We start from the raw sequence: 12,929 nt of genomic DNA, 5'->3' as shown, positions 1-12,929 counted from the left end.
GGTCGAAACGGTGCGATATTATCAGCGGCGCGGCTTGCTCGATACGCCCGCGCGTAGCGGCGGAGACGGTTGGGGCGGCGGCGTGCGCCGCTATGGACAGGATGACCTCAGACGCCTGAAATTCATCCGCTCGGCGCAGGTGGCGGGATTCACCCTCGACGAGATTTCCGAACTGCTGGCACTGGAAGCGAGCGACGACCGGGTCCGCGTGAGAACCCTCGCACGCCAACGGATCGAAGTGCTCGACGAAAAGATCGCCCAAATGACCGCAACCCGCGCCGCCCTCGCGCGCCTCGCCGATCAGTGCGCGGCGAGCGACAAGGGGCCGTGCCCGATCTTGGCAGCGTTCGAGCCGTAGGGCTGTCGAAGCTGCTCCGGGAACGGCCGCTAACGACCGGAAGCGGCCATGTTCGCTTAGGCGGCTTTGAAAAGGATTCGCGCAGAGGCGCAGAGATCGCAGAGACGAAAAATTTTTCCCTCTGCGATCTCTGCGCCTCTGCGCGAATATCTTAAGATGCCAAGGTTCGACCAGAAGCGGCCATAATAATCCGCAGCCCCCGCGAAGGCGGGGGCCGGTGGCGGCTTTACTCAGCGGCGAAGACGTAAACCGACGGCGGCCCCCACCTCCGCGGGGGCTACGGTTATTTGGAATGGCAGCTCACCACCCCAAAGCCACCCGTCAGATTCAGTATCTACCTCGCCCCAAAACGCCAACGCAGCAGCGGGCGTGCTAGCAGCAAGCCAGCCAAAAACCCGCCGACATGCGCCCAGATCGCCACCGCGCCAAAGCCGCCGCCTCCGGCAAAACCAAGCAGCAGCTGAAGGCCGATCCACGCCGCGGCGAGCCATAAAGCGCGCACCCAATGCCCCGGGATCGGGCCGATCGCGGGCGCCTGCGAGCGGCTGAAGATCAGCGCGTACACCGCGATCAACGCCGAGATCGCGCCGCTGGCGCCGATCATCGGCACCGCCGACTGCGGGTCGGCCAGAAATTGGGCGAGCGCGCCGCCATAAGCGCCGGCGAGCAGCAGCACCGCCATCGCCTTCGATCCCAGTGGCGCCTCAAGCTGGCGGCCGATAAAGAGCAGCACGATGACGTTGAAGACGATGTGTAGTACCCCGCCGTGCAGCAGCGCCGACGACAATGGAGTCAGCACAAAGGGCACCATCGTCCCCGGCGGCAGGATCAACTCATTACCGAAGCGCGCGGGAATGAACCCCGCGCGCATGATTGCCTGAACCTCAAATCCGGTGATCGACAGCAGGACAAAGACGATGACGCAGACGAGCGCATAGCCCGTAACCAGCGGCGCTTCGTGCGGCTTCATCGTCAAAAACCCATCAGATGAATTCGATTTTCTTCACCAGATAATATTTGTCGCCCGCGGGCACGGTGACTTCGATCTCATCGTCGACGCGGCGGCCGATCAGCGCGCGGCCGAGCGGCGAATTATAGCTGATCTTGCCGTCCTTGGCGTCGGCTTCGGCCTGACCCACGATCTGGTAACGGACGGGCTTGTCGTCCTCGTCGGCGAGGGTGACGGTCGCGCCGAACACGATGCGGTCGCCCGACAGCATCGTCGGGTCGATCACCTGCGCACGCGAAAGCTTGTCTTCGAGGTCGCCGATCGTCGCTTCGACCTGGCCCTGACGTTCCTTCGCGGCGTGATATTCGGCATTTTCCGAAAGGTCGCCATGCGCGCGCGCTTCCTCGATCGCATCGACGATCAACGGTCGCTCGGCCTTGAGTGCCGTGAGCTGCGAGCTCAGCTTCTCATAGCCTTCTGCCAGCATCGGCACCTTTTCAACGCTTGCCATTATCCTGTTGTCCTTCGTCAATAATCCAGCGCCAGCGAAGTTTCGCCGGGCGGCTGCGCCGCTGATCCGTCAATGTCGGGGGGTGGAGCGGTGGTTCAATAATAGTCCTGAAGCGGCTTCACTTCAAGAGAGTGCGAGCGGAGCGCCCCGATCGCCTGCGTCGATGCATCGCTCGCCGCAGCCGTCGTATAATAGGCGATATCGGCCGCCAACGCCGAGGCGCGGATCGATTGCGAGTCCTGCAGCGACTGCCATCCCTCGGTGGTGTTGAAGATCAGCTGCACATCGCCGTCCTTGATCCGGTCGACGATATGCGGACGGCCCTCGGCGACCTTGTTGACGCGCTCGACCTCGATGCCTTGCTCGGCGAGATAGTCGGCCGTACCGCCGGTCGCGATCACATTCCAGCCCCAGTCGGTCAGCTGGCGTACCGCGCCGATGATGCGCGGCTTGTCGCTGTCCTTGACCGACACAAAGACGCGGCCTTCGGTCGGCAGGCGGTCGCCCGCGCCGAGCTGCGCCTTGGCGAAGGCGAGGTTGAAATTTCTGTCGATTCCCATGACTTCGCCGGTGGACTTCATCTCGGGCGACAGTACCGGGTCGGTGCCGGGGAAGCGCGCGAACGGGAACACCGCTTCCTTCACCGCGACATGCGCGATGTCGCGGTTGATCTTGGGCAGGTCGGCGAGCTTTTCGCCCGCCATCACCCGCGCCGCGATCTTGGCGATCGGCGAGCCCACCGCCTTGGCGACGAAGGGTACGGTGCGGCTGGCGCGCGGGTTGACCTCGATCAGATAAACCTCGTCGCCCTTCACCGCGAACTGGATGTTCATCAGGCCGCGAACCTCGAGCGCGCGCGCCAGCGCTTCGGTCTGCCGCTCGATTTCAGCGACGATCTTGTCCGACAGGCTGTACGGCGGGATCGAGCAGGCGCTGTCGCCCGAATGGACCCCGGCTTCCTCGATATGCTGGAGCACGCCAGCGACGACGACATCGGTGCCATCACAGAGCGCATCGACATCGACCTCGATCGCGTCGCGCAGATAACGGTCGATCAGCACCGGGCTGTCTCCCGACACCTGCACCGCGGTCTCGATATAATTTTCGAGCTGCGCCTGGTCGTCGACGATCTCCATCGCGCGGCCGCCGAGCACGTAGGACGGGCGCGTGAGCACCGGATAACCGATGCGCGTCGCGACCGCGATCGCCTCTTCGCGGCTGCGCGCGATGCCATTTTCGGGCTGTTTCAGGCCAAGCTTGTTGACGAGCGCCGCGAAGCGCTCGCGGTCTTCGGCAAGGTCGATCGCGTCGGGCGAGGTGCCGAGGATCGGGATACCCGCATCGGACAAGGCCTGCGCGAGCTTCAGTGGCGTCTGTCCGCCGAACTGGACGATCACGCCGACGAGTTCGCCCTTCGACATTTCGACATGCAGGATTTCGAGGACATCCTCGGCGGTCAGCGGTTCGAAATAGAGCCGGTCCGACGTATCGTAATCGGTCGACACCGTCTCCGGGTTGCAGTTGATCATGATCGTTTCATAGCCCGCCTCTTCGAGCGCGAAGCAGGCGTGGCAGCAGCAATAGTCGAACTCGATCCCCTGCCCGATCCGGTTCGGACCGCCGCCAAGGATGACGACCTTCTGGCGATCCGACGGGTTCGCCTCATTCTCGGGCTCGCCAAAGGTCGGGGCTTCATAGGTCGAATAGAGATAGGGCGTTTGCGCCTGGAATTCGGCGGCGCAAGTGTCGATCGTCTTGAACACCGGCCGCACGCCGAGCTTGTGGCGCAGCGCGCGTACTTCGGCCTCGGTCACCCCGCCGGTCATCGCCTTCACCGCTTCGTGGATCAGCCCGCTGCCGCGCGCGGTCGCGCGGCGCGTGCCGGGGTGGAGGTTCGCCGACTGGAGCGCGAGATAGGCGAGCCGCTTGTCGGAAAAGCCCATCGCTTTCAATTTGCGCAGCGCTTCGGCATCGCGCGGGAGGCCGTTGGTGCACACGTCAACCTCGGCCGCAACGATCTCGGCGATGCGTTCGAGGAACCACATGTCGTAGCCCGCGACGCGGTTGATCTCGGCGAGCGGCAGCCCCTCGCGGATCGCCTGCGCGGCGTTGAGCAGCCGGTCGGGGGTCGCCTTGGCGAGTTCGCTGCGCAGCTGGTCGTGGGTCGCCCCCTTGAGCCGGTCGACGAAGTTGAAGCCGCTAAGCCCCGTCTCCAGCCCGCGCAGCGCCTTCTGCAAACTCTCATGGATCGTGCGGCCGATCGCCATCACCTCGCCGACCGACTTCATCGCGGTCGACAATGTCGCCTCGGCGCCCTTGAACTTTTCGAAGGCGAAGCGCGGGATCTTGGTCACCACATAATCGATCGTCGGTTCGAACGACGCCGGGGTGACCCCGGTGATGTCGTTCATGATCTCGTCGAGCGTGTAGCCGACCGCGAGCTTCGCCGCGACCTTGGCGATCGGGAAACCCGTCGCCTTCGACGCCAGCGCCGACGAGCGCGACACGCGCGGGTTCATCTCGATCACGATCAGGCGGCCGTCCTTGGGATTGACCGCGAACTGGACGTTCGATCCGCCGGTTTCGACCCCGATCTCGCGCAGCACCGCGATGCTCGCGTTGCGCATGATCTGATATTCCTTGTCGGTCAGCGTCAGCGCCGGCGCGACGGTGATGCTGTCGCCGGTGTGGACGCCCATCGGATCGACATTTTCGATCGAACAGATGATGATGCAATTGTCCTTAGCGTCCCGCACCACCTCCATCTCATATTCTTTCCAGCCGAGGAGCGATTCCTCGATCAGGACTTCGGTGGTCGGCGAGGCGATCAGGCCGCCGCGGACGATATGCTCGAATTCCTCGCGGTTATACGCGATGCCGCCGCCGGTGCCGCCCATGGTAAAGCTGGGGCGGATGATCGACGGCAGGCCGGTGCGTTCGAGCACCGCGAACGCCTCGTCGAGCGTGTGCGCAATGCCCGAGCGCGCGCTTTCCAGCCCGATCTTGTCCATCGCGTCGCGGAACTTGATCCGGTCCTCGGCCTTGTCGATCGCCTCGGCATCGGCGCCGATCATCTCGACGCCATATTTCTCGAGCGTCCCGTCGTTGAACAAGGCCAGCGCGGTGTTGAGCGCGGTCTGCCCGCCCATCGTCGGCAGCACCGCGTCGGGGCGTTCCTTCGCGATGATCTTCGCGACGATCTCGGGCGTGATCGGCTCCACATAAGTCGCGTCGGCGAGGTCGGGATCGGTCATGATCGTCGCCGGGTTGGAGTTGACGAGGACGATGCGATAGCCCTCCTCCTTCAACGCCTTGATCGCCTGCGTCCCCGAATAGTCGAACTCGCACGCCTGACCGATAACGATCGGGCCGGCGCCGATGACGAGGATGGATTGGATGTCGGTTCTTTTGGGCATTATTTCATTTGTCCGAATTTGTCGGGGGAACTGCTGAAGCGAACGGTGTAGGACCACTCATAGCATCGGATCTTGGACAGAGCGGCCAAGGCGCAAACATCACGAGCACGTTCGAGGGCAAGCCTGTCCGAACCTTTAACCGGTCGGTGCCATTCGACTCTCCCGGTCACGCCACTGACTTCGGCGATCCCCGTGATTTTGAGATCGTCTCTCAATGTCTCGAAGAAGGACCTGAGCACGAAGGGATCGGGAGCCGCGAGCCCCAATCTGGTTTCGCTCCAGATATATTTCGCACCCAAACGGGCCAGATCGTCCTCGGAACCCAGGAAGTCCTTTGAGAAAAGCAGCTTGGATTGGTTCTGAGCAGCCATCACATTGGCTTGCATGAACTCTTCGGGCTTCAACGAAGAAAATTCTCCGACGCTTCCAAGAGGCATGTCGACAATGGTTACCCCGGAAAATTTGAAGGCGGCCAGCGCTGCTGGAGTTGGTGAAGCGATCAAGAGATCGATCGACGTCCCGTCAAATCTTATTCCCATCATATCCAGGGAGTGATCAAGACCCATCGTCATCAAGGAAGATTTGGCGGGCTCCAGCATCAGCTGCGTCACCTCGGCGAATGGTTTTTCGCTCCATCCGGCCATCTTCTTCGGATAGCGCAACACAACAAATTTCTTATCGCCATATACCTCAGGCTCAGCCACGATAAGCATTGGAGAAACAGCATAAAAGACACGGCTTGGCGTCGTGCGAACCGCGAACTTCAGTTGGCTGTTCATGAACAATGAGGTCATTGGCGCAGGGCCGGACGCCTTGCCGGAGGTCGTCTCGTTCAAAACGCGAATTTGAGGTTGTTCCGGTTGACCACTTGCAGTCACCGGCAAAGCGATTGCAAGCAGCCCCAAGCTCAGCAACAAACGCCTCACTTCAACCCACCCACGAACTTCTCGAACAGATAGAAGCTATCCTGCGGCCCCGGGCTCGCCTCGGGGTGATATTGCACGCTGAACGCATTTTTCCCCGTGATCGCGATGCCGCAGTTCGATCCATCGAACAGGCTCTTGTGCGTCTCGACCACGCCGCCCGGCAGCGTCGCCGCATCGACCGCGAAGCCGTGGTTCATGCTCGTGATCTCGACCACGCCATCTTCGGCGCGTTGCACGGGATGGTTCGCGCCGCGGTGGCCCTGATGCATCTTCACCGTCTTCGCCCCCGCGGCGAGCGCGAGCAGCTGGTGGCCGAGGCAGATGCCGAAGATCGGCACATTGCGTTCGAGCAGCCCCTTGATCACCGGCACCGCATAGTCGCCCGTCGCCGCCGGATCGCCGGGGCCGTTCGACAGGAACACGCCCGCGGGGCGCAGCGCGACAATCTCTTCGAGCGAGGTTTTCGCGGGCACCACGGTGACGCGCGCGCCGGCCTTGACCAGGTTACGGAAGATATTGTCCTTCGCGCCATAATCGACCGCGACGACATGGGGTTTGTGCGCGGCCCCTTGATTTCCGTTCGTGTCGAGCGAAGTCGAGACACCCTGCGTGGGCGCTCCACCGATGGGCATCTCGACTTCGCTCGATGCGAACGGGGTTTGGTAGCCTGTTCCTAAATGCCAAACCCCCGCATCCCAGCTGCCCTGCCGCTCGCGCGTCACAGTCTTGGCGAGGTCCATGCCCTCCAGCCCCGGCCAGCCCTGCGCGAGCATCAGCAGCTTGTCGATACCGAACTTGCCCTCGGGATTGTGCGCCACGACGCCGGTCGGCGCGCCGCCGTCACGGATGCGCCGCGTCAGCGCGCGCGTGTCGATGCCCGCCAGCCCGATCAGCCCTTGTGCCGCCATCCATTCGGGCAGCGTCTGCACGCTGCGGAAATTGCTGGGCAGCGTCGGCAGCTCGCGCGTGACGCAGCCAATCGCGGCGCGCTTCTCGCGCTCCATATCCTCGGGGTTCGCGCCGACATTGCCGATGTGCGGGAAGGTGAAAGTGATGATCTGGCCCGCATAAGAGGGGTCGGTCAGGATTTCCTGATAGCCGGTCATCGCGGTGTTGAAACAAATCTCGCCCACACCCGCGCCGGCCGCGCCATAGCCCACGCCCCACAGGATCGTGCCATCGGCAAGGACGAGGACGCCGGTGGCGCCATCGGGCTGGGCCGCAGGCGCGGCAGAGGGGTTGGCAGGTGCCATTCAACATGCTCCGGACGGGGGGCTAAACGGCCGACCAAGTAGGCGGCAAAAAAGTGATTCACAAGCTATCGGATTAGGAAACTTCTCGCTAGAGAGGGCCTTTCCGAAATTTGCAGCGCATGGGGACACGTATGATTCGTGACGACATCAAGGCTGCGCAGGTCGCCGCGATGAAAAGCGGCGACAAAGCGCGGCTCGGCACCATCCGGCTGATGCTGGCCAAGATCAAGGACAAGGACATCGAACTGCGCACCGGCACCCCGCCGGCCGACGACGATGTGCTGGTCACCGACGTGCTTCAGAAAATGGTCAAGCAGCGCCGCGAGTCGATTGCGATGTACGAGCAGGGCAATCGCCAGGAACTCGCCGACATCGAGGCGGCCGAGGTCGTCGTGATCGAGGATTTCCTGCCCGCGCAGCTGAGCGACGACGAGGCGACCGCCGCGATCAAAGCGATCGTCGTGGAACTGGGCGCGACGAGCCTGAAGGATATGGGCAAGGTGATGGCGGCGGTGAAGGACCGGCTTGGGAGCCAGCTCGATATGAGCAAGGCGAGCGGGTGGGTGAAGGCGGCTTTGGGCTGATCTTCGGCTAAGGCCGCTCTTCATTTCCAAGCACAGCGACCTCCAATCCGTTCGTGTCGAGCGAAGTCGAGACACCCATCGGCCTCACGCCACATCGATGGGCATCTCGACTTCGCTCGATGCGAACGGGTAGAGAGGGAGGATGGCGTTCTGGACCTATATCCTTCTCTGTGCCGATGGGCTCTATTACACTGGGCACACCGACAATCTTGAGTATCGGATCGGTCAGCACCAGTCTGGCGAGATTGAAGGTTTTACATCGTCACGCCTGCCGGTGCGCTTGATGTGGTCGCAAGATTTCCCAAGCCGCTTCGAAGCCTTGGATGCAGAGATGCGGATCAAGAAATGGTCACGCGCCAAAAAGGAAGCGCTGATCCGTGGCGATTGGAGTGAAGTGAGTCATTTCGCCAAACCTCCCCACGAACGCCCTCCCGTCCCTGCGCGTGTGCCCCCACTTTCCATTCGCATCGAGCGAAGTCGAGATACCCCTCGGCCTGGCGCGACCCCGATGGGTGTCTCGACTTCGCTCGACACAAACGGAATTGGGGGTTCGTTTGAGCCGGATGGGGATATGAACTCATGACCCTCACCCCGCAATGGCTGGACGAACTGCGCTCGCGCATCACGCTGTCGACCCTCATCGGCCGCACGGTGAAGGTCACCCGCGCGGGCCGCGAGTATAAGGCCTGCTGCCCCTTCCATAACGAGAAGACGCCCAGCTTCACGATCAACGACGAAAAGGGCTTCTACCACTGCTTCGGCTGCTCGGCGCATGGCGACGCGATCCGCTGGATGACCGACCAGCGCGGCTTGTCGTTCATGGACGCGGTGAAGGAACTCGCCGCCGAGGCCGGGATGGAGATCCCCGCCGCCGACCCGCGCGCCGCGAAGAAGGCCGAAGAGCAGGCGAGCCTGCGCGACGTCGTGCAGGGCGCGGCCGACTGGTTCACGCAGCAGCTCGGCAGCGGTAACGGCGCCCCGGCGCGCGAATATCTGGCGAAGCGCGGCATTTCGGAGGCGACGCGCAAGGCGTTCGGCTTCGGCCTCGCGCCCGACAGCCGCTCGGCGCTCAAAGAAGCACTCAAGAAATTCCCGACCGCGATGCTCGTCGAATCGGGGATGCTGATCGCGCCCAAGGAATTTGGCTCCGACAAGGAGCCCTACGACCGCTTCCGCGGCCGCCTGATGATCCCGATCCGCGATGCGCGCGGGCGCGTGATCGCGTTCGGCGGACGCATCCTCGGCGACGGCGAGCCCAAATATCTGAACTCGCCCGACACGCCGCTCTTCGACAAGGGCCGCGTCCTCTACAATCTCGACAAGGCGTCGCCGGCATCGCGGCAGACGAACCGGATCATCGTCGTCGAAGGCTATATGGACGTCATCGCGCTCGCCGAGGCGGGGATCACCGACGCTGTCGCGCCGCTCGGCACCGCACTGACCGAGGCGCAGCTCGGGCTGATCTGGCGGATGGTGCCGGTGCCGGTGCTCTGCTTCGACGGCGATGCCGCGGGACAGAAAGCCGCGATGCGCGCCGCGATGCGCGCGCTGCCCCTGCTCCGCCCGGGCTTCAGCCTTGCCTTCGCGACGCTGCCCGCAGGTCAGGATCCCGACGATATCGTCCGCGCGCGCGGTGCCGAGGGTTTCAACGCGATCCTCGACGAGACGCAGCCGCTCGTTGAGCGTCTCTGGGCGCATGAGGTCGCGGCAGGGCCGCTCGCGACCCCCGAGGAACGCGCCGCGCTCAAGACGCGCCTGCTCGCGCACGCCGACGCGATCGAGGACGCCGATGTCCGCCATCATTATCGCGAGGCGTTCCGCGAGCGGCTCGATATGCTGTTCGCGCGCAAGCAGCCCGAGCGCGCGGCGCGCCAGCCATGGACCCCGAACCCGCCTCGCGGCGGACAATATGGGGGGGGCAATCGCCGCTTCGGCCCCGACCCGCGATTGCAACCTCCGGCCGACGAGACGCGTTCCATCGGGCAGGCCGGGATTTCGGCGCCTTATGTCGCGGCATTGATCGGCGGATTGCTGCGTTACCCCGAGGCGCTCCGGCGCAACGAGGAGGCGCTGACGCGGCTGCCGGTGAGCGATTCAGGCGACGCCGAACTGCTCGGCGTAATGCTTGACAGCGCAGGTGCGCAGGAAGGGCTTGATTGCGAGGGGTTGCTTGCCATATTGGAGCCAATGAAAGTGTATAATAGGGCGATGACATTGCTCAGAGCCGACGGAATGCACTTCTCGTTCAATCGCAGGCTGGAAGGCGAAGAGGTTGATGCAATCCGGGAAACCGCGTTGCGCGACCTCGATGAATATATCGGCGTGCTGGTCACCCAGCCTGAAATCCGCACCCGGCTTGCCGAAGCCACCGCGGATTACATGCGCTCGATGGACGACGAAGGCCATGCGCGCCAACAACGATTGCGCGCGATGGACGAGGATTTGACCCGCCGCCTGGCCGCGCTGTCCGACAGCAGCGACCAGTAACGACCGACCACTTTAATGCCCGCAGGCAGGAACAATATATGGCCACCAAAAGCACCGCAGCCGACACCGATACCGACACCGACAGCCCGCTGATCGACCTCAACGAGGCCGACGTCAAAAAGCTGATCGCGCGCGGCAAGAAGCGCGGTTACCTGACCTATGACGAGCTGAATGCGGCGCTGCCGCAGGACGAGATGTCGTCCGAGCAGATTGAGGATATCATGTCGGCGATCTCCGACATGGGCATCAATATCGTCGAAAGCGACGAGGATGTGCAGGAAGAGGCCGACGCCGAGCCCGACGACGAGGTCGATGTCAGCGCCGGCACCGGTTCGGTTTCGAACCCGGCGATCGAAAAGAAGAAGGAAACGGTCGATCGCACCGACGATCCCGTTCGCATGTACCTGCGCGAAATGGGCGCGGTCGAGCTGCTCAGCCGCGAAGGCGAAATCGCGATCGCGAAGCGCATCGAGGCGGGCCGCGACACGATGATCCTCGGGCTTTGCGAAAGCCCGCTGACCTTCAACGCGATCATCGAATGGTCGAACGCGCTGAACAATGGCGACATGCAGCTGCGCGAGATCGTCGATCTCGAAGCGATGCTCTCGAAGGACCCGGCGCCCGAGAATCTCGAGGAAGAGGGTGCCGAGGACAATGGCGAAATCAGCGAGAAGACCGCCGGCGTCTCGTTCAAGGACGAGGACGAGGTCGAGGAAGAACCCGCGGCAGACGGCGACGACGAGGATGGCGAAGGCTCGTCGGGCAAGCGCGAGAGCTTCGAAGAGGATGAGGAAGACAACACCCTCAGCCTCGCGGCGATGGAAGAGCTGCTGAAGCCCGACGCGCTCGAGAAATTCGCGAACATCACCAAGAGCTTCAAGGCCTTCTCGAAGCTGCAGGAAGCGCGGCTCGAGGCTTTGTCGACCGCGGGCGAATTCCCCTCGGCGTCGGAAAAAAAGTACCACAAGCTGCGCGAGGAACTCACCGCGCAGGTCGAGAGCGTGCAGTTCCACAACACCAAGATCGAATATCTGGTCGACCAGCTCTACAGCTATAACCGGCGCCTGACCGCACTCGGCGGCCAGATGCTGCGCCTTGCCGAACGCCACAAGGTGCCGCGCAAGGCGTTCCTCGACAATTATGTCGGGCGCGAGCTTGAAGAAAACTGGATCGAGAGCGTCAGCGGGCTCGACAAGAAATGGGCCGCCTTCGCCGAGAATGAAGCCGGCGCGGTCGACCGCATCCGCATCGAGATTTCGGAAATCGCGCAAGCGGCGGGCATGAGCCTGACCGAATTCCGCCGCGTCGTGAACATGGTCCAGAAGGGCGAGCGCGAGGCGCGTATCGCCAAGAAGGAAATGGTCGAGGCGAACCTGCGCCTGGTGATCTCGATCGCCAAGAAATACACGAACCGCGGCCTGCAGTTCCTCGACCTCATCCAGGAAGGCAATATCGGCCTGATGAAGGCGGTCGACAAGTTCGAGTATCGCCGCGGTTACAAGTTCTCGACCTATGCGACCTGGTGGATCCGTCAGGCGATCACCCGCTCGATCGCCGATCAGGCGCGCACGATCCGTATCCCGGTCCATATGATCGAGACGATCAACAAGCTGGTGCGGTGCAGCCGCCAGTTCCTCCACGAAAGCGGCCGCGAGCCGACCCCGGAGGAAATGGCCGAGCGTCTGTCGATGCCGCTCGAAAAGGTCCGCAAGGTGATGAAGATCGCCAAGGAGCCGATCAGCCTCGAAACGCCGATCGGCGACGAGGAAGACAGCCACCTCGGCGATTTCATCGAGGACAAGAATGCGGTCATCCCGGTCGACGCCGCGGTGCAGTCGAACCTCAAGGAAACGGTCACCCGTGTCCTCGCCTCGCTCACCCCGCGCGAAGAGCGCGTGCTGCGCATGCGTTTCGGCATCGGCATGAACACCGACCATACGCTCGAAGAAGTCGGCCAGCAGTTCAGCGTGACGCGCGAACGCATCCGCCAGATCGAGGCGAAGGCGCTCCGCAAGCTGAAGCACCCGTCGCGCAGCCGCAAGATGCGCAGCTTCCTCGACCAGTAAGCTTTCGGACTTTCCGGACATCAGACACCCCGCCCTCACCGGCGGGGTGTTTTGTTTTGCGCTTTCGATCAAAGCATTGTCCGAATGCTGCGCCGCACAATTACTTTGCCGGCGATCTTTAAATCTTCATATTTGTCCACCAGATAGCGCTCGTCACGCGATGCGGGGACTTCATGAGCCGTTCAGGAACCACCCATCAAATGGCAATCATTCCCACAAGGTGGGGATTGATTCACCGTCCAGAGCAGGCCGTCCAACGCGGCTGACACAAAAAAGCTCGGAAATCTGGGGCTCGCATAAATTGGCACGGCCTTTGCGATGCATTCGGCATCGGCGCGGGGCAGTGCCTGCAGCCAAAGGGAAAGACAAAAAGATGGAA

Annotated in this window: 11 protein-coding genes; 5 read left to right on the top strand and 6 right to left on the bottom strand. The window is 62.9% G+C overall.

The features are described from left to right. On the top strand, positions 1–358 hold a 358-nt coding region (locus tag VJ811_RS06705), incomplete at its 5' end, for a MerR family DNA-binding protein (protein ID WP_324071482.1). 334 nt (positions 359–692) lie between these two features. Here VJ811_RS06705 and VJ811_RS06700 read toward each other — a convergent pair. From VJ811_RS06700 to carA, 5 genes are all read right to left on the bottom strand, one after another. Then, positions 693–1,328 carry a rhomboid family intramembrane serine protease gene (locus tag VJ811_RS06700; RefSeq protein ID WP_324071481.1) on the bottom strand — a complete coding sequence of 212 codons (636 nt, stop codon included), beginning with the start codon at positions 1,326–1,328 and terminating at the stop codon, positions 693–695. 13 nt (positions 1,329–1,341) lie between these two features. After that, complete coding sequence (gene greA, locus VJ811_RS06695; RefSeq protein ID WP_324071480.1) at positions 1,342–1,818, bottom strand: transcription elongation factor GreA; 477 nt, start codon at positions 1,816–1,818, stop codon at positions 1,342–1,344. 95 nt (positions 1,819–1,913) lie between these two features. Beyond that, on the bottom strand, positions 1,914–5,234 hold the full coding sequence (carB, locus tag VJ811_RS06690; protein WP_324071479.1) for a carbamoyl-phosphate synthase large subunit: 3,321 nt from the start codon (positions 5,232–5,234) through the stop codon (positions 1,914–1,916). Next, complete coding sequence (locus VJ811_RS06685; RefSeq protein ID WP_324071478.1) at positions 5,234–6,148, bottom strand: hypothetical protein; 915 nt, start codon at positions 6,146–6,148, stop codon at positions 5,234–5,236. Before VJ811_RS06685 ends, carB begins: the two co-directional genes overlap by 1 nt. Before the next feature lie 8 nt (positions 6,149–6,156). Beyond that, entirely contained in the window at positions 6,157–7,413 is a 1,257-nt protein-coding gene (carA, locus tag VJ811_RS06680) for a glutamine-hydrolyzing carbamoyl-phosphate synthase small subunit (protein ID WP_324071477.1), read from the bottom strand. Between the two features lie 131 nt (positions 7,414–7,544). Here carA and VJ811_RS06675 point away from each other — a divergent pair, with 131 nt between their 5' ends. The 4 genes from VJ811_RS06675 (at position 7,545) to rpoD (ending at position 12,550) form a co-directional block, all read left to right on the top strand. Then, positions 7,545–7,997: a GatB/YqeY domain-containing protein gene (locus VJ811_RS06675; RefSeq protein ID WP_324071483.1), complete on the top strand. Its 453-nt coding sequence runs from the start codon at positions 7,545–7,547 to the stop codon at positions 7,995–7,997. Positions 7,998–8,139: 142 nt separating this feature from the next. Beyond that, positions 8,140–8,580, top strand: a complete 441-nt coding sequence (locus VJ811_RS06670) for a GIY-YIG nuclease family protein (RefSeq protein ID WP_324071476.1) — start codon at positions 8,140–8,142, stop codon at positions 8,578–8,580. Beyond that, positions 8,577–10,484 (top strand): DNA primase, encoded by a 1,908-nt coding sequence (gene dnaG / locus VJ811_RS06665; RefSeq protein ID WP_324071475.1) that lies wholly within the window; start codon positions 8,577–8,579, stop codon positions 10,482–10,484. Before VJ811_RS06670 ends, dnaG begins: the two co-directional genes overlap by 4 nt. A gap of 38 nt (positions 10,485–10,522) precedes the next feature. After that, positions 10,523–12,550 carry an RNA polymerase sigma factor RpoD gene (gene rpoD / locus VJ811_RS06660; protein ID WP_324071474.1) on the top strand — a complete coding sequence of 676 codons (2,028 nt, stop codon included), beginning with the start codon at positions 10,523–10,525 and terminating at the stop codon, positions 12,548–12,550. A 182-nt stretch (positions 12,551–12,732) separates the two neighbouring features. Here rpoD and VJ811_RS06655 read toward each other — a convergent pair. Next, positions 12,733–12,929 (bottom strand): hypothetical protein (locus VJ811_RS06655; protein ID WP_324071473.1); only part of this gene is annotated, 197 nt, incomplete at its 5' end.

Origin of the sequence: Sphingopyxis sp., from assembly GCF_035250425.1 — a bacterium.
Taxonomy (GTDB): domain Bacteria; phylum Pseudomonadota; class Alphaproteobacteria; order Sphingomonadales; family Sphingomonadaceae; genus Sphingopyxis.
The sequence above is the reverse complement of the archived record's forward strand: the minus strand, read 5'-3'. Positions and strand labels throughout refer to the sequence as shown.